General features: G+C 38.6%; 23 protein-coding genes. 9 read left to right on the forward strand and 14 right to left on the reverse strand.

Annotated features, from left to right (window positions below; genetic code table 11):
• Positions 1-18: 18 nt before the first annotated feature.
• The 4 genes from BQ2683_RS10105 to BQ2683_RS10120 form a co-directional block, all read right to left on the reverse strand.
• Positions 19-2508, reverse strand: a complete 2490-nt coding sequence (locus BQ2683_RS10105; RefSeq protein WP_069988921.1) for a DNA translocase FtsK — start codon at positions 2506-2508, stop codon at positions 19-21.
• A gap of 123 nt (positions 2509-2631) precedes the next feature.
• Entirely contained in the window at positions 2632-3504 is an 873-nt protein-coding gene (locus BQ2683_RS10110; protein WP_235843910.1) for an undecaprenyl-diphosphate phosphatase, read from the reverse strand.
• A 40-nt stretch (positions 3505-3544) separates the two neighbouring features.
• Positions 3545-3748: a YlzJ-like family protein gene (locus BQ2683_RS10115; RefSeq protein ID WP_069988923.1), complete on the reverse strand. Its 204-nt coding sequence runs from the start codon at positions 3746-3748 to the stop codon at positions 3545-3547.
• A complete protein-coding gene (locus BQ2683_RS10120) occupies positions 3729-4475 on the reverse strand; it encodes a ClpP family protease (protein WP_069988924.1) in 747 nt (248 codons plus the stop codon). The genes BQ2683_RS10115 and BQ2683_RS10120 overlap by 20 nt, the downstream gene beginning before the upstream one ends.
• Before the next feature lie 315 nt (positions 4476-4790).
• On the opposite strand from BQ2683_RS10120, the gene BQ2683_RS10125 reads away from it, so the two are divergent.
• The 4 genes from BQ2683_RS10125 to BQ2683_RS10140 all read left to right on the forward strand — a co-directional run bounded on the left by BQ2683_RS10125 (position 4791) and on the right by BQ2683_RS10140 (position 8017).
• Positions 4791-6632: a TIGR03960 family B12-binding radical SAM protein gene (locus tag BQ2683_RS10125; protein WP_069988925.1), complete on the forward strand. Its 1842-nt coding sequence runs from the start codon at positions 4791-4793 to the stop codon at positions 6630-6632.
• Positions 6625-7284: a TIGR03936 family radical SAM-associated protein gene (locus BQ2683_RS10130; RefSeq protein WP_159427374.1), complete on the forward strand. Its 660-nt coding sequence runs from the start codon at positions 6625-6627 to the stop codon at positions 7282-7284. Before BQ2683_RS10125 ends, BQ2683_RS10130 begins: the two co-directional genes overlap by 8 nt.
• A gap of 163 nt (positions 7285-7447) precedes the next feature.
• Positions 7448-7744: a hypothetical protein gene (locus tag BQ2683_RS10135; protein WP_069988927.1), complete on the forward strand. Its 297-nt coding sequence runs from the start codon at positions 7448-7450 to the stop codon at positions 7742-7744.
• 27 nt (positions 7745-7771) lie between these two features.
• Positions 7772-8017, forward strand: a complete 246-nt coding sequence (locus BQ2683_RS10140) for a hypothetical protein (RefSeq protein WP_069988928.1) — start codon at positions 7772-7774, stop codon at positions 8015-8017.
• Between the two features lie 174 nt (positions 8018-8191).
• On the opposite strand, the gene BQ2683_RS10145 is transcribed toward BQ2683_RS10140, so the two are convergent.
• From BQ2683_RS10145 to BQ2683_RS10160, 4 genes are all read right to left on the reverse strand, one after another.
• Complete coding sequence (locus tag BQ2683_RS10145; protein ID WP_069988929.1) at positions 8192-8614, reverse strand: nuclear transport factor 2 family protein; 423 nt, start codon at positions 8612-8614, stop codon at positions 8192-8194.
• A 25-nt stretch (positions 8615-8639) separates the two neighbouring features.
• Positions 8640-9242 (reverse strand): DedA family protein, encoded by a 603-nt coding sequence (locus tag BQ2683_RS10150; protein ID WP_069988930.1) that lies wholly within the window; start codon positions 9240-9242, stop codon positions 8640-8642.
• Positions 9243-9433: 191 nt separating this feature from the next.
• Positions 9434-10081: an SdpI family protein gene (locus BQ2683_RS10155; protein ID WP_069988931.1), complete on the reverse strand. Its 648-nt coding sequence runs from the start codon at positions 10079-10081 to the stop codon at positions 9434-9436.
• The gene (locus BQ2683_RS10160) at positions 10065-10349 is read right to left on the reverse strand and encodes an autorepressor SdpR family transcription factor (protein WP_069988932.1); all 285 of its coding nucleotides are present in this window, start codon (positions 10347-10349) and stop codon (positions 10065-10067) included. Before BQ2683_RS10160 ends, BQ2683_RS10155 begins: the two co-directional genes overlap by 17 nt.
• Positions 10350-10776: 427 nt before the next feature.
• Here BQ2683_RS10160 and BQ2683_RS10165 point away from each other — a divergent pair, with 427 nt between their 5' ends.
• From BQ2683_RS10165 to BQ2683_RS13500, 5 genes are all read left to right on the forward strand, one after another.
• On the forward strand, positions 10777-11046 hold the full coding sequence (locus BQ2683_RS10165) for a TM1266 family iron-only hydrogenase system putative regulator (protein WP_069988933.1): 270 nt from the start codon (positions 10777-10779) through the stop codon (positions 11044-11046).
• On the forward strand, positions 11039-12079 hold the full coding sequence (gene hydE, locus BQ2683_RS10170) for a [FeFe] hydrogenase H-cluster radical SAM maturase HydE (RefSeq protein WP_420806787.1): 1041 nt from the start codon (positions 11039-11041) through the stop codon (positions 12077-12079). Before BQ2683_RS10165 ends, hydE begins: the two co-directional genes overlap by 8 nt.
• 24 nt (positions 12080-12103) lie before the next feature.
• Positions 12104-13528 carry a [FeFe] hydrogenase H-cluster radical SAM maturase HydG gene (gene hydG, locus BQ2683_RS10175; RefSeq protein ID WP_069988935.1) on the forward strand — a complete coding sequence of 475 codons (1425 nt, stop codon included), beginning with the start codon at positions 12104-12106 and terminating at the stop codon, positions 13526-13528.
• Positions 13529-13537: 9 nt separating this feature from the next.
• The gene (gene hydF, locus BQ2683_RS10180) at positions 13538-14737 is read left to right on the forward strand and encodes a [FeFe] hydrogenase H-cluster maturation GTPase HydF (RefSeq protein WP_069988936.1); all 1200 of its coding nucleotides are present in this window, start codon (positions 13538-13540) and stop codon (positions 14735-14737) included.
• A 69-nt stretch (positions 14738-14806) separates the two neighbouring features.
• On the forward strand, positions 14807-15022 hold the full coding sequence (locus tag BQ2683_RS13500) for a hypothetical protein (RefSeq protein WP_162493156.1): 216 nt from the start codon (positions 14807-14809) through the stop codon (positions 15020-15022).
• A gap of 416 nt (positions 15023-15438) precedes the next feature.
• On the opposite strand, the gene BQ2683_RS10190 is transcribed toward BQ2683_RS13500, so the two are convergent.
• The 6 genes from BQ2683_RS10190 to BQ2683_RS10220 form a co-directional block, all read right to left on the reverse strand.
• Positions 15439-15900: a hypothetical protein gene (locus BQ2683_RS10190; protein WP_069988937.1), complete on the reverse strand. Its 462-nt coding sequence runs from the start codon at positions 15898-15900 to the stop codon at positions 15439-15441.
• Between the two features lie 42 nt (positions 15901-15942).
• A complete protein-coding gene (locus BQ2683_RS10195) occupies positions 15943-16164 on the reverse strand; it encodes a DUF7336 domain-containing protein (protein ID WP_069988938.1) in 222 nt (73 codons plus the stop codon).
• Positions 16165-16176: 12 nt separating this feature from the next.
• Positions 16177-16395, reverse strand: coding sequence for a DUF7336 domain-containing protein (locus BQ2683_RS10200; protein WP_069988939.1), 219 nt, complete (start codon positions 16393-16395; stop codon positions 16177-16179).
• Between the two features lie 176 nt (positions 16396-16571).
• Positions 16572-17012 (reverse strand): hypothetical protein, encoded by a 441-nt coding sequence (locus BQ2683_RS10205; protein WP_069988940.1) that lies wholly within the window; start codon positions 17010-17012, stop codon positions 16572-16574.
• A gap of 405 nt (positions 17013-17417) precedes the next feature.
• Positions 17418-17714 carry a hypothetical protein gene (locus BQ2683_RS10210; protein WP_141720212.1) on the reverse strand — a complete coding sequence of 99 codons (297 nt, stop codon included), beginning with the start codon at positions 17712-17714 and terminating at the stop codon, positions 17418-17420.
• Positions 17715-18071: 357 nt separating this feature from the next.
• Entirely contained in the window at positions 18072-22436 is a 4365-nt protein-coding gene (locus tag BQ2683_RS10220; protein WP_069988943.1) for a discoidin domain-containing protein, read from the reverse strand.
• Positions 22437-22604 lie beyond the last annotated feature (168 nt).

Below are 22604 nucleotides of genomic sequence, written 5' to 3' on the forward strand. Positions count from 1 at the left end.
CCATTCCAAAAAATTAAACTAATCGTTGTTCTGATTGAGGTTCATTTCAATCCATTGCTGTTTATTGAGCAGTACCTGACGTGGCTTGCTCCCCTCTTGAGGTCCGACAATTCCACGTTGTTCCATCTCATCCATAATTCGTGCCGCACGGGCATACCCCAGCTTCAGCCTCCTTTGCAGGAAAGAAGTAGAGGCTTGTCCCGCTTCCACAACACACTCAATGGCTTCTGGTAACATGACGTCGTGGTCATCAAAACCTCCACCACCATTTTGTTTTTGCGGTTCTGCCACTGCCTGTTTTTCAATTTCTTCGATAATATCATCGCTATAATCGGCGGTTTCCTGTGATTTAACGAATTCCACTACCTGTTCTACCTCATCATCGCTGACAAAACAGCCTTGTACACGGGTGGGTTTTTGGGAACCAACAGGGGAAAATAACATATCCCCTTTTCCCAATAATTTTTCCGCCCCACTGCCATCCAAAATGGTTCTGGAATCCACCTGGGAAGAAACCGCAAACGCAATACGGCTTGGAATATTTGCCTTGATTACGCCAGTGATAACATCCACAGAGGGGCGCTGGGTCGCAATAACCAGGTGCATTCCCGCTGCACGTGCCATCTGCGCCAGCCGACAAATCGAATCCTCTACCTCGTTGGAGGCTGCCATCATCAAATCGGCCAACTCGTCAATGATAATCACAATTTGGGGCAACGGCGCAACGTCTTCTGAATTGTGTGCCATCCGATTATAGCCGTTAATATCCCGGACACTGTTGTCCGCGAACAATTTGTATCGGTTGAGCATTTCGGTAACGGCCCATCCCAATGCGCCAGCAGCTTTCCGGGGATCGGTTACCACTGGAACCAACAGATGGGGGATGCCGTTATAAATTCCTAATTCTACTACTTTTGGGTCGATCATCAACAAACGGACATCATCCGGCGAACTCTTATAGATTAAGCTGATAATCAACGAGTTGATGCAAACCGACTTACCAGAACCGGTAGAGCCTGCAATCAGCACATGGGGCATTTTTCCGATGTCCGCCACCATTGGATTTCCAGCAATATCCTTACCCAAAGCAAAGGACAACGGGCTTTTTGCCTGGCGGAAGGAAGGATCCTCCACAATTTCCCGCAGCATGACGATATCGTTTTTCTTATTGGGGACTTCAATTCCTACAGCAGCTTTGTTGGGGATTGGTGCTTCAATCCTCACTCCGCCAGACGCCAAATTGAGGGCAATATCATCCGCCAGATTGGTAATCTTGCTGATTTTCACCCCGGCAGAAGGCTGCAATTCATAGCGGGTTACACTTGGCCCACGGCAGATATCAATAATCCTGGTTTCCACCCCAAAGCTTTTTAAGGTATCCACCAGACGGTCAGCGTTGGCACGCAGTTCCCCACTAACATCCCGGTTATTGCTTTTCGTATGTGCTTTTAGCAGGCTGATCGGAGGAAATTTATATTGGTTTTGGTGATCCTCCTGCAAACGAGTGGAAAGCTCGTCCCCAATGGTTGGGTCGGATTTTATCTCCGGTTGCTCTTCTGGTGGGACAGCCGCTTTTTTCACCAGGTCATCCAACTGGGCGGCTTCTTCTGGAACAGCAGAAATCTCCTCTGTTGTTAACTCAGGGATAGCTTCCTGTTTCTTTCGTTTTTTCTCTTTTCTAGATTGTTTTGGTTCTTCTTCCCCAATATCGGGGACACAAAACCGTTTTGGGGAAGCTACTGGATGTTCTGGCATAGATTCCGGTCCCAGGTCTACATCAATATCAAACCGGCTTCCCTGCCCTTCTTCCCGCAGTTCCCGACGTTGGACATATCCTTCTTCCAGTTTTTTCACTGGCTTTGCCATACCACGGAAAAATCCAATTAACGTTGCGCCGGTTAAAATGAGCAATACAATAAAAATGAGAATAGCCAGCAAAACCGCTGATGCCGTTTTGCCAAAAGCAGCGGTCAATGGCATTCCAATCAATCCGCCTACCAGCCCACTGCCTTTGATCTGGGTTCCAGTATCATAGCAGAACAGCAGTTTATCCCCCAAGTTAGCGCCTACAGGCTGCTGGCTGCTTAACACTTGTACTTCCCCACAAATCAGGATAAACAATACAATAATCTGCCACAGTTTTTGTTGGATGGAAAAAACAGTTCTTTCCCTTGCGGAAAGGACCGCCATCACCATGATAATCGGCCCAATAAAAAAGGCTGGTATTCCAAACAAACCAAACAGGAAGTTGTGGACACCTGTCCAGATATTCTGCCCTGTAATAAAGGCGAATGCAGTAACCAATAAACCAATCCCAAACGTCAAAATGCAAACTAGATGCCTCCGATGGTTTTGGTATTGTTGCTGTTCTTCCCGTTTGGCAGCTGGTTTTCTGGTAGTCGTCTTTTTCACAGGCGTTTTTCCCTTAGTGGAACTGCTGCGGGGTGTAGTTGTTTTTTTTGTTGCAGATTTTGTCTTTTTGGTGGATGTCCGCTTTTTTGTTGCCATCCCTCTTCCTCCGTCTTTTTTAATTTAAAACCATGTCAATAAAACGACAATGAGGCAACACAAAGAAAAGGAACGGTTCCCTTCCAGTGTGTTGCCATAAACATAAACTATTGAAAACGATTTTTACGCAATCATCTGCATAATTGTCTGGCCAGAAACATGTTCAATAATGCCTAACACAAGTACAATTACACCGAGAATCGCAGTGTAAATTGCGAAAATTTTGAATTTGTCCGAATTAATCAGCCATTGCACCAGTTTAATTGCTAGGAAACCTACAACAGCGGATACCACAAACCCAATTATCATGGGGGCGATACCAATACTTGCAACCCCTTCTGCATTTAAGTCTCCAAATTCGGATAGACATCCGCCAATGATGGCTGGAATTCCAAGTACAAAGCTGAATTCCACAGCTGTTTTACGGGATAAACCGCAGAATAAACCAGCGGAAATCGTAGAACCGGAACGGGATACCCCTGGCAGCAACGCAACACACTGGAAAATACCAATGGTTAAAGCATTGCGGGTATTAATCTGACCAATTGTTTTTTTACCATGACCACAACGGTCGGATAAAAACAGGATCGTTGCGGTGTATAAGAAGCAAATCCCTTCTACAACGATGTCCGCATCGGAAGCGACTCCGGTAAAGAAATCCTTGAAGAAGTACACTGGAATCAGCGGCAACAACGCAATGATTAACATAATAATCATATTTCGCTCTGGATTCATCTTTTTAAAGGAGAATTTTCCGGTAAAAATATCCTTAATCATGGAAAAGAACTCTTTAATTAATTTCCAGATTAATTCTCGGAACGCGATAAATACGGCTACCAAGGTACCCAAGTGGAGCAGGATGGTAAAAAATACGGCGCTTTCCCCATTTACCCCAAAAAAGTGCTGTACTAACGAAAGATGTCCTGAACTGGAAACTGGCAGGAATTCTGTCAGCCCCTGTACGATGGCTTGAATAAATGATTCGATAATTGACAAAATATTCTCCTCCATTTATGTAGCCTGCGAAAACCGCAGGTTAATGAATGATATTTCCCGATTGATAGCTGGGATTTAAATAATCAGCTGGATTGGTGCTGAAAATCTGGTTTACACGAAAACCCTCATTACATTTTACACCAAATAGTATGCAATTATCAACCCTTTTATACTGTTGTTCAGGAATTTTTTTCGCATAGTTCATATCAAATACTTCATTTAAGTCAATTATCGTTTGTATCATCCGCTTTTTCCTCCTCTTCAATCATTTGATACAAACACTCAATCGCATCCGAAATTCCACCCAATTCATCAATCAGACCGGATTCCACCGCCATTTTTCCATCTAATACGGTACCAACATCCATTACTAATTCCCCGGTATTCATCATCAACTGGCGGAATTTTTCCTCTGTAATATTGGAGTTTTCTGTGACAAAACCAATAATTCTATCCTGCATTTTCTCAAAATAGGAAAGGGTTTGTGGTACACCAAGCACTAGACCACTCATCCTAACTGGATGAATTGTCATACTGGCGGATGGTACAATGAAAGACCGTTTCGCGGAAACCGCCAATGGTACACCAATGGAATGCCCTCCTCCCAGCACTAAAGAAACAGTGGGTTTCTTAATTCCGGAGATTAATTCCGCAATTGCCAAACCAGCTTCCACATCCCCACCTACAGTGTTCAGGATAATAACAAGCCCTTTAATATCCGGAGATTGCTCAATCGCCACCAATGCCGGAATCACATGCTCATACTTGGTAGTTTTATTTTGAGGTGGAAGGATATAATGTCCTTCTATCTGTCCGATAATCGTCAAACAATGGATGGGATATTTCCCCTGGGTTGTAATCGACCCTGTTTCGATAATTTCGTTTAAATCCTGTTTGCGTTCCTCTACAGCGCTATCATTGTTGGTTTCCTCATCCGGTTTAATCACAGGCTCAAAATTTTCTTCGCTCATAAATGCTCCTCCTTTTACCATTATAAACTCCTTATTAGTGTGGCAGAAAGGAAGGAAACTATTCTAATCGCAATTGGATAATTTCTATTTTTTCATGGTTCCAATATGAATAATAACCTATAAAACAAAAATTTTTTGTAGAAACTAGCTCTTTATTTTGAAGCAAACAGCATTTTAGGAAAAATTTCTCTTCTATTTTGTTTGTTCTTGAGAAACAACGGGAATTATGGTATAATTTAAAAATATATGTCTTTTTAAAAAACAGGCTATGTTTTGCCTTTTCTATCACAAATAAATGAGGAGGATATTAAAATTATGGTACCACAAACCATTGAACAGCTGCTACCATTGATACAAAAGCCAGCCCGCTATGTAGGTGGGGAACTAGGCTGTATTTACAAAGAAAAAGACCAGGTAACAGTACGGTTCGCCTTTTGTTTTCCTGATACCTATGAGGTGGGGATGTCCCACCTGGGAATGAAAATCCTGTACCAGGTGTTGAATGATATGCCAAACTGCTGGTGCGAGCGGGTTTTTGCGCCCTGGCTGGACTTTGAAAAGCAAATGAAACAGCATAACATCCCGTTGTACGCTTTGGAAAGCTTTGACCCATTATCCGATTTTGATATTATCGGCTTTACCCTGCAATATGAACTTTCCTATACTAATATTTTAAATATGCTGGATTTAGGTGGTGTTCCAGTAAAGGCTTCAGAACGAAAAGGGCTGCACAACCTGGTCGTGGCAGGCGGCCCCTGTGCCTGTAATCCGGAACCCTTGGCGGATTTTGTTGACCTCTTTATGCTGGGAGAAGGGGAAGAAGTGATTCAGGAACTGGTAAACCTGTATGATGAGGCAAAACAGCAAGGCTGGAGCAAAGAAGCGTTTTTGCAAAAAGCTGCCCAGATAGGCGGAATCTATGTGCCATCCCTGTACGAAGTGGATTACAACCAGGATGGCACTATTGCCAGCATTACACCAACCCATGGAGCACCGGAAAAAGTGACCAAACGGATTATCAAGGATATGGACAACGTCACCTATCCGGATACTTTTATTGTGCCGTTTATCCAAACAGTACATGACCGTGGTATGATTGAACTAATGCGTGGCTGTATTCGTGGATGCCGTTTTTGCCAGGCTGGTTTCCTCTACCGTCCTTTGCGGGAAAAATCTGCGGATGTCCTCTGTGCCCAAGGGAAAGCCCTGTGTGAAAACACAGGCTTTGAGGAGGTTTCTTTGTCCTCCCTTTCTACTAGCGATTATTCCCAGCTGCCACAATTGTTGGACACATTTATGGATTATACCGAAAAAAACAAAATCAACCTTTCCCTCCCCTCTTTGCGGATTGATAATTTCTCCGACGAATTACTGGAAAAAATCGCGAAAGTCCGCAAAAGCGGCTTGACGTTTGCGCCAGAAGCGGGAACTCAACGTTTGCGGGATGTCATCAATAAAAATGTCACCGAAGAAGAAGTGATGTCCACCTGCCGGATTGCATTTGAAGGTGGATATACCTCCGTAAAACTCTATTTTATGTTGGGGCTACCAACCGAAACCATGGACGATGTAGCAGGGATTGTCCAACTGGGGCAAAAGGTAGTTGACCTATATTACAGCCTACCAAACCGTAAAAAAGGAAAAGGTGGGGTCAGTGTTTCCATCAGTGCTTCTACTTTTGTGCCAAAACCATTTACCCCATTCCAATGGGAACCACAGGATACTCCAGAAATGGTAGCAGAAAAACAAAAACATATGGTAGCAAGCACGACGACCAAAAAAATTCGTTTGAGTTGGCATGAAGTCCATACCAGCCAATTGGAAGCGGTACTGGCACGGGGTGACCGTCGTTTGGGAGAAGTCCTTTACCGCGCCTGGAAAAAAGGCTGTTATTTTGATTCCTGGGAAGAAAACTTTTTCTTCGACCGTTGGCAGGAAGCGATGGAAGAATCCGGTTTGACTATGGAATTTTACGCCAACCGCCGCCGTGACTTCTCCGAAGTGCTGCCCTGGTCTCATCTGGATTATGGGATCAGCGAATCTTTCCTGAAACGGGAAAACGAAAAGGCAAAACAGGCAAAAGTGACGCCAAACTGCCGGTTGCAGTGTTCTGGCTGTTCTGCCAATAAACTGATTGGGGGGCCTTGCTTTGAATGATTTTAAAGATATCCGTGTTTTCTACAAAAAAACTGGACGGTTAAAGTATATTTCTCATTTGGATATTAATCGTTGCATGCAGCGTGCGTTAAAACGTGCCGGATTACCGGTATGGTATACCCAGGGGTTCAATACCCATATCTATTTGACGTTTGCCCTCCCCCTTTCCTTAGGATATGAGAGTAACTATGAGGTAATGGACTTCCGTTTAATTGAAGAAGTTTCCTTTGAGGAAGTCAAACAGAGAATGAACGAGGCACTCCCAGAGGGGCTGGAAGTATTCCGTGTAGCGGAAAAACGGGATAAAGTGGATACAATTGCGGCAGCCTGTTACCAAATCCGGCTGTATGGGGATGATTTACAGGAGCTAGAAACCTCTTGGACAGATTTCCTTTCGGAGCCTTGGATTGAGGTGGAAAAGAAAACCAAAAAAGGCATGAAAAGAATTGATATTAAGCCGGAACTTTTGGAAAGCCAGTATCAACTGGATGGAGATTGCCTGCTGTGGAAAGTAAAGCTGCCAGCCGGTGCTAATAATATTAATCCAAGCCTATATCTGGATGAATTTTGCAAAACTTATCCAAACATAATGACCCATTGTGATGTACTGCGTACTGATATTCTCCGTTCTGATGGAAAACGTTTTGAATAGACAAAAATGTTCCAACTATTTTTTTGGTTGGAACATTTTTTCTGCTATTTTCGGGATCATGTATAAAATTTAATTTGTTTTTTATATTTTTTAACAGTAGCAAATAGAAAAACGTTTTGGTATTATAACAATAGAGGATAAAACTTATAAGAAGGTGAATAACATGGAAGATCCAAACCGTAGATCCCTTCTGCCACTACTAAAAGGCGGATTATTGATTTTTGTAATTGGCTTTTTCTTGAATTTTTTTCTGTTGACTTTTGGAGTAAAAAGTAAGATCGCTATTTTTGTTGGATGGGAATTTATTCCCATTGCAATGATTACAATGATGGTACGGTATATGAAACAATATCATTTAAAAGAAACAAAAGATGAGGATCGTGAGTATTACAGAATGATTGTAAGGATTGCTCTTATGGTTTTTATGGCTGTACTCGTGCCAGTTATTGTTTTTTTGTAAATTCAAGTTACAATAAGGCGGGATAAAATGAAACGAAATTTTTTTAAGGATACAAGCCCCTTGAAAAAAGGAATTACAATTATTCTTGCTATTATCTTCCTAACGAATATTATTTTGATGATAGCAGGGTTCCAACACACCATTCTTGTAGTGATTACATTGGAAATCCCTACTATCTATATGATTGTATGCTTCATTCGAGATATAAAAAAGTCAAAATTCAGCACTCCTGATTTAACATTAGAACAGAAAAAACTTTATCGGATGGCATGAAGTGGAATCAACCACATACAAATTTACGAAAAGTCGATGGTAAAAGTAATAGTAGCCTTTCTTATTATTTTTGCGGTTTCGGTTCTCGCTTATGGTATTTGGGATATTTTAACAGTCTAAAACATCAATCCATTAAAAAAACAGCCCTGCTTCAATCATAAACAGGGCTGTTTTTCATTCATTTATCCACATATCACAATGGAAGAATTCCGGTTGATCTCCATTTTGGTATGGATTATAATGGGGAATCCGGCAACCAAACTCTTTTAAAGAGCTGATTTTCCCATCCTCCGACCAATGTATGATAGAAACGCCATCAAATTTTTCCTGCCTTCCGTCGTTCATCTGGTCATGGAAAAACCACTCCACCACTGTTTGGTCTTTCTGATGGAAAAATTGCTTTATTTCCCAAACCAACACTTTTCCACGGGTGTTCCATTCCTCAAACCAGTGTTTTATCAAACTCAAACTTTCGTATTTTGGTCCCCAGCTCTCGATATAAATACAATTAGGGGTAAAAATACGATCTATTCCAAGGTCTTTCCCTTGTAGCCACATATCAAACCAAAGACGGATAGTTTTTTCCCGTTGTTCCATTGGATTACACTTCCTTTATATTTTACTACATTTTTTCTTGTTTCGCATTTTTTTTTACTATAATTATTATTGTAATGACGGCTGCTAATAAAATCAAGACCCATTTGGAATAAGCGCTAAAGTATGGCCCAAGCACGTCAAAGTTTTCTCCTAACAAATATCCGCAGGAAATCAGAATCGTATTCCAAGATAAAATACCAATACCAGAATATACCACGAAAACTAGATAATTCTGTTTGGTAATCCCTGCGGCAAAAGAAATATAGGTGCGGAAAATCGGAATGACCCGGGCAATCATAACGGAAAGTTTACCGTATTTTTGCTGCCAATCACAAGTTTTTTGGAATTGCCGTGCCGCTTTTGGAAACCGACACAACATACATTCCATCATAGCGTTCCCGCCAATCCTTCCTAAAAAATAACAAAAGCTGGAGCCTAAAATTCCCGCAATGACAGAAATCAAAATAACAAATGTGACCTTATGCCCCAGCTGTGCAGCTACCATCCCGGATAATGGAAGGACAATTTCACTGGAAATTGGAAAACAAGCGTATTCTATCATAATCAACAAAAAAATAGCGAACATGCCATAATGGGATAACAAATCAAAAATTACGTTTCCATCCATATTGTCCCCTCTCCTTTCACAGGCATTGTATGATTGGAAAAAGGGAAATATGAATTTTTATAAAAGAAAACCAGTTTGTCATTTTATCGTACAATAACTTTACGAGCTTGACTAATGCCATATGTAAAAAAACAACACAGGTGGGCTCCTTACCAGACTTACCTGTGTTGTTTCTTTTTTATTGTTAGCCACTATTTGGTTTTTCCAATCTGATTTCCCCGCTTATATAACACAAAAGAGTATACAATGGGAATCAGTACAATAAGGAGGATTACAAGAAAAATTGCTGGCCAAAAAGAGAAAAATGAACTGATTATAGTGATAATACCGCCAATGATCCAAAGGTATCCTGCAAAATGATGGGTTTTGTTCCAGTTGGTTTCATTGTCCAATGTCCAAGGAAGCCTGATGCCGACAGTATAGGACTGTTTGCATTTGGGAAGATAATTCCCTATTATAATGAGCAAAACACCAACAAAAAGTGGTGTCCAGAAAGCAACATGAACTTCCATCCCCATCGAAGCAAATAGACTAATGGGAACAAAAATCAGCGAAATAATAGGACAAATCCAAAAACCAATATTTTTTAACATTCTGCTTGCATTGGCTCGTTTGGGGTCATTGTTCACTCCAATATGGACGACTAAATTGATTATCGCAAGAAAAGCAGGCATACCAAATACCGCCATAGCTTTTGGTTGGTACCAATTCACCTGTCCATCACTTCCCCATTGGGCTGGTACTTGGTCTGGTAATTTAGGATACAAAAGTACACCAAGAAGAATGGGTAGCAAACAAAGGATTGTAGTAATTACCATTGTTTTATTCGCTTTTTTCATTTGAATCGCCTCCGTTAAACTGGGAAATCCATAAAATAATTTCTTCTAATACTGATACATTCATCTCATAATAAATAAAGTTTTTGTATTTTGACTCTAATACCAAATCCGCTTTTTTTAATTGGGAAAGATGGTACGATATGGTCGCATGGGTCATATCAAAATGGCTAGCAATCTCACCTGCTGTTAATTTTCCATTCTTTAGTAAAACTAATATCTGCCTCCGCACAGGGTCGGATAAAGCTTTAAAGGTTTCCGCAAATCCCAATCAATCACGTCCTTGCTATCTATTTAGAAAATTTTCTAAATAGATGCTATCATAATCAAATCAAAAAGTCAATCCAATACCAAAATTGTTATATTATACGGGAGCCATTTAAAAATAACCCCTTTTTATTACAGATTTGTTGCTAGTAAAACATTTTGTGAACTGTCAAGTTTTTCTTTTTATCGTTTCTTTCCGCCAAAATATCGGTATGATTTTTGGCTATTATACTACTTGAAGATTTTCTCTTTTGGAAGTATAATAAATTTTGTCTGTATGGTAAGTGGTTCTTTCCATGTTCAGATAACATATTGATAGTTTTCCTGACGCTAAAACGCTGGTTAAGGCGAAAGACGGACTATTCTATATTATCAGTAATACAGGATAGCTATGTCTTTTTTCAGGCATGGCTATTTTTTGGAGGTTTTTTATGGAAACAAGGATTGCGCTAATTGGCATTATTGTGGAAAATCAAGAATCGGTAGAGAAACTCAATACATTGCTTCACGAGTACGGCGATATGATCATTGGTCGGATGGGACTTCCTTACCGCCAGAGGAATATTAATATTATCAGCCTTGCCGTAGATGCTCCGCAGGATACCATCAATGCATTGTCCGGCAAAATTGGACGGATTGAAGGGATTAGCGCAAAAACAATTTATTCCAACATTGGAGGTGGCCATGGAGCGAATTCATAAAATAGTAGCCCAATTATTAAAGGGGGAATTCCCAGAAAAAGAGGGATTAAAAGAATTACTATCTTTCCCCACTCATCCAGCTTGGGAAGTATTAAAACAGGCTGCCCGTCATGTGAGGAAACGGTATTATGGAACGGATGTATATATCCGTGGGTTGATTGAATTTACTAATATCTGTAAAAACGACTGTTACTATTGCGGTATCCGAAAAAGCAACCAAAAAGCGGAACGATATCGTTTGACATTGAAACAGGTTTTATCTTGTTGTAAAACTGGCTATCGATTGGGATTCCGAACCTTTGTATTGCAAGGTGGAGAGGATGGTTATTTTACTGATGAAAAACTGTGCCTTTATGTTGCACAAATTCGGAAACGTTATCCAGATTGTGCTATTACCCTTTCTGTAGGGGAACGAAGCCGTGAAAGTTACCAAAAACTGTTTGATGCTGGGGCAAATCGTTATTTATTGAGGCATGAAACTGCCAACAGTGGGCACTATGCCAAGCTGCATCCCTCAGAACTAACCTTAAAGCACCGGATGCAATGTTTATCCGACTTAAAACAGATTGGGTTCCAAACCGGCTGCGGCTTTATGGTGGGTTCCCCATTCCAAACATTGGATAACTTGATAGAGGATTTAGAATTTTTGGTTCAGTTCCAGCCGGAAATGGTAGGGATCGGACCATTTATCCCCCATTGTGATACCCCGTTTGCGGATGAACCCGCTGGTACGCTGGAAATGACGGTGAATTTATTGAGTATCATTCGACTCTTGTTGCCAAAAGTACTTCTTCCCGCCACGACCGCGTTGGGGACAATCGACCCCAACGGACGTGAACTGGGAATACTGGCAGGGGCAAATGTGGTCATGCCAAATCTTTCCCCTATCGCAGTGCGGAAAAAATATCTATTATACAATAATAAAATCAGTACAGGGGCAGAGGCAGCGGAAAGCCTCGCTGACCTGAAACAACGGATGGAGCGGATTGGTTACCAGGTTGTAACCTCCCGTGGGGACTATCCAAAAGAATAGAACAAAAATGAGAGGATGTTTATGATGTACAACTACGACCCAAAATCATTAAAAGCAGAAGAATTTATCAACCACGAGGAGATTCTGGCATCTTTACAATATGCGGATGAAAACAAAGACAACCTGGAGTTAGTAGATCAAATTCTGGATAAAGCGGAACTGCGTAAAGGGCTTTCCCATAGAGAAGCATCTGTATTGCTTGCGTGTGAGGACCCAGAACGAATTGACCGGATGTACAAGCTAGCGCACCAAATCAAGCTGGATTTTTATGGCAACCGCATTGTTATGTTTGCCCCATTGTACTTATCTAACTACTGTGTCAATGGTTGTGTATACTGCCCTTACCATGCTAAAAACAAGCACATTGCCCGTAAAAAGCTGACCCAAGAGGAAATTGTAAAGGAAGTAACCGCTTTACAGGATATGGGACATAAACGTTTGGCAATTGAGGCTGGAGAAGACCCAGTGAACAACCCAATTGAATATATTTTGGAATGTATCAAAACCATTTATTCCATCAAGCATAAAAATGGTGCGATTCGCCGTGTTAATGTAAACATTGCGGCAACTACAGTGGAAAACTACCGTAAACTGAAAGAAGCTGGAATTGGAACCTATATTTTATTCCAGGAAACCTACCATAAAGAAAGCTATGAACAGCTCCATCCAACAGGTCCAAAACACAATTACGCATACCACACCGAGGCCATGGACCGCGCGATGGAAGGTGGGATTGACGATGTTGGCTTAGGGGTATTGTTCGGACTAGAACTTTACCGGTACGAATTTGCCGGCTTGCTCATGCACGCGGAACATCTGGAAGCTGTCCACGGGGTTGGCCCACACACCATCAGCGTACCAAGGATCAAACATGCGGATGATATTGACCCTTCTGCGTTTGACAACAGTATTAGTGATGATATTTTCGCAAAAATTTGCGCTTTAATCCGTATTGCGGTTCCATATACCGGAATGATTATTTCCACCAGAGAAAGCCAGTCTGTCCGTGAAAAGGTCCTGCCTTTGGGTGTTTCCCAAATCAGCGGTGCTTCCCGTACCAGTGTGGGCGGCTACTGCGAACCAGAACCAGAAGAAGAAAATTCTGCCCAGTTTGATGTCAGCGACAATCGAACTTTGGATGAAGTAGTAAATTGGCTGATGCGTTTAGGATATATTCCAAGTTTTTGTACTGCATGCTACCGGGAAGGCAGAACTGGCGACCGGTTTATGAGTTTGTGTAAGAACGGGCAGATTTTAAACTGCTGCCATCCAAACGCTTTAATGACGTTAAAAGAATATTTGGAGGACTACGCAAGCGAGGACACTAGAAAAATTGGAGAAGCCCTGATTGAGCAGGAATTGAAAAAAATACCAAACCCAAAAGTACAAAAAATCGCTTATGAACACATCCATGATATTGCAGATGGCAAGAGGGATTTTCGTTTCTAAGGAGGATTTATGGCAGAAAATTTAAACCAAACTCCCAATGCTAACCGGCTCCACATCGGATTTTTCGGCAAGCGGAATAGTGGAAAATCCTCTTTAATTAACCAGTTTGTCTGTCAGGAGGTTTCGATTGTATCCGATTACGCCGGAACAACCACTGACCCTGTTTACAAAGCAATGGAAATCAACCCATTAGGGGCTTGCGTCATCATTGATACCGCAGGGTTTGACGATGTGGGAGAACTGGGCGAAATCCGGGTAGAAAAAACCAAGTTAGCTGCTGAAAAAACAGAACTAGCGGTGATTGTCTGTTCGGATACAGAATTATCCGGTGAATTAAACTGGTATACATATTTTAAAAAGAAAAATACCCCCGTCCTGTTTGTAGTAAATAAAGTAGATGTCCAGGATGGGGCTGGGATTGCAGAAGCCATTCAAAATGAAACCGGGCTTTCCCCTCTTTTGGTCAGCGCGAAAACAGGTCAAGGGATCGAACAGTTAAAACCTGCGTTGGCAAGGCTTCTGCCAGAAGATTATGGTGCAAAGGATATTACTGGTTCTTTGGTACAGCAAGGCGACCTTGTCTTACTGGTAATGCCACAGGATATCCAAGCCCCAAAAGGCAGATTGATTCTGCCCCAGGTACAGACAATCCGGGAATTGTTGGACAAAAAAGCCTTGGTGATGAGTGTTACCACCGACCAACTGGACGCTGCTTTGGCAAGCCTGCAATCCCCTCCGAAGCTGATAATTACGGATTCCCAGGTATTCCGGTATGTGTACGAACGTAAACCCCAAAAATCTCTACTCACCTCTTTTTCCGTTTTATTTGCCGCACATAAAGGGGATATCCAGTATTATTTAGAAGGAGCAAAAGCAATTGGTAAATTAACCGAATCCTCTAAAGTGTTGATTGCGGAATGCTGTACCCATGCACCCTTATCCGAAGATATTGGACGAGTAAAGATACCAAATCTACTGCGCAAACGATTTGGACAAGGGTTAGATATCCAGATGGTCAGCGGGACAGATTTCCCTCAGGACTTAACGCCTTATGATTTGATTATCCAGTGTGGTGCCTGCATGTTTAACCGGAAATATGTGCTTTCTCGGATTGACCGTGCCAAAAAGCAGGATATCCCTATGACTAACTACGGGGTTACCATCGCTTATTTAACAGGCATTTTAGATGATATTACCATCCCAGAATAAGATTGCTTAATAGCTGTACATTATTTCCTCAGTACGATAATAGAAACATTAAAATTGAGGAAAATGGATATGTTAGTGAAGTTTAATGAGATAAAGGGAATGTCTGTGCAGGGAATAAATAATGAAACAGATATGATGGGTTGCTGTGGAAGAACAGAAAAAATGATTTCTTGTTTCATTCATGTAGACGGTTCAATCGGCTTGCATAAACATGAAACAAGTGACGACTATGTATTATTTAGAAGTGGGAAAAAGCCATTTGTGATGGCAGAGAGGAAATTTTAAGTGAGAGAACTTGTCATATTTGTAATAAGGACTCTGAACATAACATGGAAATAAAGATTTCGTTATCCTCACAATTGTTGTAGAGAGATAACGAAATGGATGACAAATTTGTAACAGTTTCTTTTAGGATAATGTTTGCTGTTGTTATTGAGATTTCTGTTTTGATCAGGGTAAGTCAATAGATTTGAAACCATTGTTCTTTTTCAATGATTACACAAATAACCATTTTCGATAAGCGCGTTCAAGCGCAATCTATCCCAGTTAAATTTTTCGTTCCAATGAGACAAATAAATGTAGTTTGCTTATAACAAAAAGCATATCAAGTAAAATAATCAATACGCTGTGGGATATATGAAAAAAGTACGATACCAATTGGCATCGTACTTTTTTGTCAAATATTCAGTATATCTACTTTTTTAAACAAAGGTAGGCTTTATCCAGATGGAATTTATATTGTTATTTTCGATCATAGCAATCGTATTGTTTGCAAATAGGACTGCACTATCTTCGCAAAAATCATTTGGATTTCCGATACAAACCCAACCTGTATCCGGGTTAAAATATGTCTGCCAATTTGTAGCATACTGAATTCCAGTACCTGTTTGATAATTTTGGTCAGGTAGTATGAATAAATTCCCTGGTTGAGCCTTTGGAACGATGAGATTTTTTCTAATCCAATTCATTTGAGGATTTAGTCCTGTTAATTGGAGCGCTTTTTTCGTTTGTAAATTCACATCCAAACTATTATATCCATTTCTAATTAGAATGGAAAAGTTTACATCATTCCATGGCTCATAAAAAAATGAATTCTCATTTTTGATATACTGTGCTTCGCCAGATAAAATATCGTCCTTATGAACAAATGTAACTGTTATCATCGCTTGCTCCGAAAAAGAAATATACATTCTTTTATAACATACTTACCATTCATAAGTAAAGAATCCTTCTGTCCAATTATCCTCATCCAATCGATATTCATCAATATTAAAATCATCTGGATGATCGATAAATTTAGGGTGTTTTTTAAATTTTTCTAAAGCCTGTTCCGCTTTTTCTCTGGTAGAATATACCGCAATATCTGTTGCGATATCATCGCCATCTTCATCTTTATAAAAATGTGTTAATTCGAAAATTGACTTCATAGTGTCTTCCTCCTATATAAAATCAAAATCATCAAAATCCATTTCGTATTCTACAATCACAAAATCATCCGGATAATCTATAAAACCCTCAATTATTTTATATTTCTCTATCGTTTTCTCTGCATTTTCTCTAGTAGAATAGTATCCTATTGTTTTACCACAATAAATCCATTTTTGTTCTTTATTATCGTACTCTACTTTTCGTTGATGCGTTAATTGATATACAAACATGAAACCCCTCCTATTTTAAACCTAAAGTTCTATACGCCCATTTTTTTATTTTACTATATTCTGAGCCTGCACCTTTACCAATATTTTTCACTTAAGATTCTATTTGTAAAGTCTTGCGCTAATTCACCAGAATAACAAAGTACTATACCAATTGGCATAGTACTTTGTTACTAATTTTAATATTCACTCATTGCCTTTCTAAATTTTTTATCATCCGATGAATATCCCTGTAATACACCTAACATATGGCAAAAATCAGTTGCAATTTCATAATGGCTTATGATAAATAAAATCTCGTCATTCTCTTTAAATCCATTTTGGAAAACCCAAAAATATGGAATAGAACAGTCAGATACTTGAAAAAGACTACTTGGTATCCAATCCGGTGGACAAGCTTCCTCATACGATATTAAATAGTACATAATATGATCATGAACCATTATTCCATATACTGTATATTCCGCACCAACAAATAAAGGATATTCTACTCCTCCATCTACACCAGTACCAAAACTGAAAGTAACAAAATAATCAATATTCTTTGGAACAGAGTATGGCTTTATAAAACAAGGCACAGTATCGGTTATATGTTTTTTTGTAACACATTTTACTTTCATGATATAATTCCTTTACTTTAATTTAAAATCAGCAAATTTACCGGTTCTGGTATTATATACAAAATGAATTATCACTTTTGAGTCATCTGGTGTGTTATAAGATTTGTTACATTTTAATCCATCCTTTAGTTGCTTTCTATCTTGAATCTTGAATAATAATAATTACCTTGTAAATGTTCTACGTTTTTCAAAGGATTGGACTTTACTTCTGTCATAAATAGTTGTTCATATAAATTTTTAGCTGTAGTTTTTCTTATATTTAGATCTCATCTCCAATATCTTTTATAATACATACTCTCTACTTTCGATTGGATAATGCGATATACCCCTAGAAGGGAGAATCTATCCGAAAACTTATGCTTTTAGATGATTCTCTACTGAAAGAATAATGATATATTTACTTCATCAAATATTGTTAAATGCAATTTTATGTTCTTTCAGAAACGCAAGATCTTGTTTCGTTGGATTTTGCATAAAAGATAGTTTTTCATGTGTTACTGTTGCAAACCATAATTTATCATTGCGATAAAAACAAATATCTTCTGGTACATCATCGTCTGATGTGATAAAAAGATTTGGTATTTTTAAAAGTTCTTTGCGGCTTTCTTTACAACAACGGCAAATTATCATTATTTGATGTCTCAGTTGTCCTAAAAAATCGACTGGCCAGTCTTTTTTTTTCAAAAATAAATTGAGTAGCATAAGGAGTAATCTGATTACAGTATTTATAAATTGGAGGGTTTTGAGAATATGGCTTTTGAATTAATACAGTAATCGAAAAATTATCTGAAAATTTAGAAAGGAATTCAATAAGAATTTGTTCGTTCTGAATTATGTCATTATAATTTATATTGATTTTATGAAACATAGAGTCTATATCCTTCTATTCGTCTTCCACCCTCTATAACATGATAATGCCGCCAATAACCCGCACCATATGCTGGATCTCGTACAGGTACTTCAACTACCCATGTAGTTGAAGTATATCCATGTACATTTAAACCAATATCTATGCTTTAACAATATACCATATCATTTGGTAATCAATCGGTATAGCAATTATTTTTTCTTACGGGAGAGAACCAGTACAACTCCTGCAACTGCCAATGTTGCGATTCCAACAATTGGTACAAAATCGCCTGTTTTGGCTGCATTTGCTTTTGGTGTGGTAGATTCCTGTCCAGTTTGAGTAGCTATATCATTCGTGGATGAAGTCATTTCTTCTGGAACAGTTCCATCTACTGTTACTAACTGATCCATTGCAGCCTGCACAGATTGTACTGCTGCGTCTACTTCTTCCTGAGTTGCGTTTTCATTTTCCAGTACCATTTTTGCTTCATTTATCGCTATTGTCAATATATTGTAAGATTCTGCTGTATATGTAGTTGCATCAATGTTATTTGCTTTTGCAAGAACATCTTCCAAAATAGATTTGTCTGCTTTGAACCGTAAATTCAGCATTGCGTTTAACAGATTATCCGCTACATCATTGATTTCCTCCTGCATGGCATCCCCATCTTGGTATACCCTTTGGGCTGTTTCCAGTGCTGTGGTAAACTCTGCTTGACCTGCTTCTACATATTTACTCAGGTCAATTTTTTTCGCTACTTCAATTAAACTAGCTAAACTTTCTTTATCCCCAGCTATAAAACCTAATTTATGAATTTCATTCAGCAATGTTTTCCATGCTTGATCAATTACTTCTTGACTTGCATTTTCATTTACTGCTACTGTTTTGGCATTTTCCAGTGCTGTATCAAAGGATTTTTGTACGCTTTCAATGGCATTATCATATTCCCCGCTTGCTTTGGCATTTTCTGCATAAGCAATAATAGCATTCAAAACTGTTTTGTCCCCAGATGGAACCATACGGTTATCCACATAAACATTTAATTCCGCACAACTTGCATATCCACCTACTGCTTCTAACGCTGTTAAACGAATCGCTGTTACTTTTGTTGGTTTTATTGTAATCGATTGGGTATCATTATTGCCTGGCCAATTTCCTTTTGATAATACTTCCCAATTTCCATCCTGTAACAATCCTTCTAACTGATATTTTTGAATAATACCATTTTTACTATCCTTATCAGTACGTGGTATATAAACAACTTGGAAAATATTTTCTGGCTGTTGGAACTGTAAGGTTAAACTTTGTGGCAAAACTGGACCACTTGTTTTATAGTTGGTATGCCAAATTGTAGTAGGGTTATCATCAATTGCAAAAGATGCTGGACCGTTAATGAAATCTGGAGGATTTGTTTCACTAGTAGCACTAGCTGTCATTTCAGAATGCGGTAATAACGTACCTTGTGTTACATTTAAGCGCAAAGAATGATCTGTATTCATAATAATTTGTTGTGTTGGATTTTCCTGATAAATGTCTCCTTCCCAATTTGAAAAAGAATAAAAATCATCTTGAATTGGTTCTACAGTTACTTTAGTACCTTGTTTAAATTCTTCTGTATACGGTAAGGTAACCTGTTTATTGTTTACTTTTACTGGAACACCTTTAGCGCCATCTACTGCAAGTGTATAGTTTTCTTTTTGGTTTAACGTATTATTAAGTACAATTTCAGATAATTGTAGGTAATACACAGTGGGATTATCAAATACAGCTTTTCCTAGTTTTGTTGTTGCAATTTTTATATATCGAGCTGTATATATTTCGTCCCACAATACAGTAAATGGGGAACCTTTTTCTGGTTGTATGTCAACTGCAGTATAGATTGTTTTAAATTCTTCCTCTTGCTCACCCTTAATTGAAATTGTAAAATCTTTGGGGAATGATGCAATTGTACCATCTTCAGCTAAACAATCCGTTCTTGGATAAAGCTTTATCTGATTAAATTGTTGGTTAGACCCTAAATCCAACTGAATTTCTATTGGTTGTTCCGCAACATTTTGAGAGGATAAGCCATTGCTTGTAAAACCATTTGCACCTTTTTGGTTCGGATATTGATAAATTCCATCTGTAAGGTTTTGAGGCATCCAATCTGGGTCAATTAACATTTGGTTATTAGAAGTTACTGTTGCACCTAATGCTAAATTTTCAATGCCACTGTAGGCGTGTTCAACGATTAAATTTGTATGTTCCTGTGGTGTGATATGGATGGTTTCTTTATCCGATTGAATATCTCCATTCCATTGATAAAATGTATATTCATTGTTTAAATTTGGAATGATTTGCAATTGAATTTCTTCTCCTGGAAAAATTAATTGTTGATAAGGCAAAGAAACAGGAGTTTTACCATTTATAGAAATTTGATCTGAAATAGATGCCATATCTGATGTAATAGAAAGAACTTTTGAAGAGGAACTGTATAACTCTACCTCCCCTACTGCCATATAGAATTTTCCATCATCCATTTGGCTAAGTTCACTGCTTGTTATACGAATAAACTGAAGTTGTTTTGGCTGTTCTAATTCCAAAATATATGGTAAAGAAGGATTGTGTCCTGAAACATTTTGAATGACTTCCCAATCTTTATTGTTATTCGAGACTTCTATTGTAAAACTTTGTGGTAATCCCTGGCTGCTGGATGGATAAATAGAAACTATATCAATTGGGCAGATGTTATCAAAACCAATACCTACCCATTGTGAATTGTTAGAGGTTTCTTGAGATTCTGAGAACCACCCATTTGTTCGATTTCCATCATTTATGCCAGTATAATTTCCACTGGAAGAAATTCCAATTCCCGATGAAGCTATATTAAACCGGTCAGAAATTATCTGTACTGGGGTAGAACTGATTTCAGTTGAATTTAAGTGGAAACGTTCATAGATTGGTGTTAATGTTCTTTCAGAAAAAGGTAGATTTTGTTCCGCAATATTTTGTTGGTTTTGGAACCATCCCAATTCTACAAAACCTTTTGAATAGATCAAACCGGAAATATGTCCATTTTGTTCTTTTGTATTGTGAAAAACAACAGGCAAATCAAACTGGAATGATATTTTTGTACCTTTTTTTACAGATAAATTGAGGTGGATAAATCCATTTTCTACTGGAGCATCTACCGTTTTACCATCTACACAAACTTGATAAGATGAAACAAACGATGGTACAAATAAGCAAAGATTTAAATTAGTATTTTGATTACAATCTAATACAGAAAACTCAACATTTCCGTCTTCTGGATAATTGCTCATTTGTTGTAGGGTAATACCATTAAATTTTAGCGTGTTATTTCCATATTGTAAGGCATACAAAGCATTATCCTGCCCTATCATATACTGATACCGAATTGCCTTTGTCGTTCCTTCTCCACCGCGCATTGTGCAACATTGTGTTGCCTCAAATCCGTGTAAATTTAAAGTTTGGTTAGAAACACCTACGCAGCTATCTGTTCCAAAACCTCCATTGGACCGTTGTGCCGCACCAATACCATTATATAAAATTTTTTGTCCTAACTCTAACCAAGCAATATCCTCTGTAAAGCGGAATAATTCCATAGCAACAAGATAAGAATCTATAATTGCACATGGCTCTGTCCATTCTGGGCGTTGATACCAGTTATAATTCATATATGCTTCTGTCATACCATAAGTAATATATTCATTCATACGTTGTAGTGCATAATCTAAATATTTTTTATCATTTGTTTCCTGATAAAACCGTAGCAACCCTCTCGTTGCCGATAAAGTTGCATGGGTTTGGAATTTTAAATCGACTACATCCGCTTTCATAAATTTTTGAATTAACACATCTATTACCTGTTTTAGTTCTTGGTTGTGTGTCACTTCATATGCATGGGTAGCTCCATCTAACATCATAAAGATGCAACCTGTATCTGTAGATAATTCCCAACCGTTTTGTTGACCAATAATCTCTCCAGATACACCTCCGCCACCGCTTAAATGCTCAATTGGATATCTTTCAATAGCAGGTTTTCCTTCAATTAATAATTTCTGTACCAAATTATTGATAACATTTAATGCTCGTTGATCTCCATTCCATTGATACAACTCACACATCGCACGCAAAAACCAACTATGTCCAGAAAACAACTGTTCATTTGCCATATCTGGATTTAATTTCGAGTTCATAAATGCTCCATCGATTAAATTCTTTTCCATTTCATCCATCATTGCTTCTAACGTGACTGGTTCACGTTGGTGCAATGTCTTTGCCTGGCTAACTAAACCTAAAATAATACGTCCTTGCATATCTCCTGGCCAGCTTGGATCGCCAGCAATTGCTTTTTGTACATTATATTGGTCGCTTTCTAAACGATCGTAATTTGCATTTGCACGTTCATACAAATAACCAGATTCTGTGTTCAGGTTAGAAAGATCAATCAATTCCAGTTGATTTCCAGTAGTTTTTTCTTGTGTTTTTGCCACAACAGGAATACTGTATAAACACAAAAAAAGCATTGCTAATATAGTGCTGATTCCTCTTAAAATATAATTTTTCCTCATCGTCTTTTTCTCCTCCTATAAAAAAGATATAATTTCATTATACCTTCGTTATTGAGAAAAAACAATAGAATTATTTCACTAAATAAAATATTTTTATGGTATATAATTTCTGTTTTATGGATAATCATTGAATGTTTTCCTAATATTTTTCATTATTTTGATTTTAAT

It is taken from the genome of Massilioclostridium coli (assembly GCF_900095865.1).
GTDB lineage: Bacteria > Bacillota > Clostridia > Oscillospirales > Ruminococcaceae > Massilioclostridium > Massilioclostridium facile.

What these genes read in the sequence shown, in the direction of transcription:
- BQ2683_RS10150 (WP_069988930.1), bottom strand. Translation starts at nt 9,242, where the DNA reads ATGGATGGAAACGTAATTTTTGATTTGTTATCCCATTATGGCATGTTC.
- BQ2683_RS10140 (WP_069988928.1), top strand. Translation starts at nt 7,772, where the DNA reads ATGAAACGAAATTTTTTTAAGGATACAAGCCCCTTGAAAAAAGGAATT.
- BQ2683_RS10205 (WP_069988940.1), bottom strand. Translation starts at nt 17,012, where the DNA reads ATGAAAGTAAAATGTGTTACAAAAAAACATATAACCGATACTGTGCCT.
- BQ2683_RS10155 (WP_069988931.1), bottom strand. Translation starts at nt 10,081, where the DNA reads ATGAAAAAAGCGAATAAAACAATGGTAATTACTACAATCCTTTGTTTG.
- BQ2683_RS10135 (WP_069988927.1), top strand. Translation starts at nt 7,448, where the DNA reads ATGGAAGATCCAAACCGTAGATCCCTTCTGCCACTACTAAAAGGCGGA.
- BQ2683_RS13500 (WP_162493156.1), top strand. Translation starts at nt 14,807, where the DNA reads ATGTTAGTGAAGTTTAATGAGATAAAGGGAATGTCTGTGCAGGGAATA.
- BQ2683_RS10190 (WP_069988937.1), bottom strand. Translation starts at nt 15,900, where the DNA reads ATGATAACAGTTACATTTGTTCATAAGGACGATATTTTATCTGGCGAA.
- BQ2683_RS10210 (WP_141720212.1), bottom strand. Translation starts at nt 17,714, where the DNA reads ATGCTACTCAATTTATTTTTGAAAAAAAAAGACTGGCCAGTCGATTTT.
- BQ2683_RS10195 (WP_069988938.1), bottom strand. Translation starts at nt 16,164, where the DNA reads ATGAAGTCAATTTTCGAATTAACACATTTTTATAAAGATGAAGATGGC.
- hydF (WP_069988936.1), top strand. Translation starts at nt 13,538, where the DNA reads ATGGCAGAAAATTTAAACCAAACTCCCAATGCTAACCGGCTCCACATC.
- BQ2683_RS10120 (WP_069988924.1), bottom strand. Translation starts at nt 4,475, where the DNA reads ATGAGCGAAGAAAATTTTGAGCCTGTGATTAAACCGGATGAGGAAACC.
- hydG (WP_069988935.1), top strand. Translation starts at nt 12,104, where the DNA reads ATGTACAACTACGACCCAAAATCATTAAAAGCAGAAGAATTTATCAAC.
- BQ2683_RS10105 (WP_069988921.1), bottom strand. Translation starts at nt 2,508, where the DNA reads ATGGCAACAAAAAAGCGGACATCCACCAAAAAGACAAAATCTGCAACA.
- BQ2683_RS10165 (WP_069988933.1), top strand. Translation starts at nt 10,777, where the DNA reads ATGGAAACAAGGATTGCGCTAATTGGCATTATTGTGGAAAATCAAGAA.
- BQ2683_RS10200 (WP_069988939.1), bottom strand. Translation starts at nt 16,395, where the DNA reads ATGTTTGTATATCAATTAACGCATCAACGAAAAGTAGAGTACGATAAT.
- BQ2683_RS10125 (WP_069988925.1), top strand. Translation starts at nt 4,791, where the DNA reads ATGGTACCACAAACCATTGAACAGCTGCTACCATTGATACAAAAGCCA.
- BQ2683_RS10115 (WP_069988923.1), bottom strand. Translation starts at nt 3,748, where the DNA reads ATGATACAAACGATAATTGACTTAAATGAAGTATTTGATATGAACTAT.
- BQ2683_RS10220 (WP_069988943.1), bottom strand. Translation starts at nt 22,436, where the DNA reads ATGAGGAAAAATTATATTTTAAGAGGAATCAGCACTATATTAGCAATG.
- BQ2683_RS10145 (WP_069988929.1), bottom strand. Translation starts at nt 8,614, where the DNA reads ATGGAACAACGGGAAAAAACTATCCGTCTTTGGTTTGATATGTGGCTA.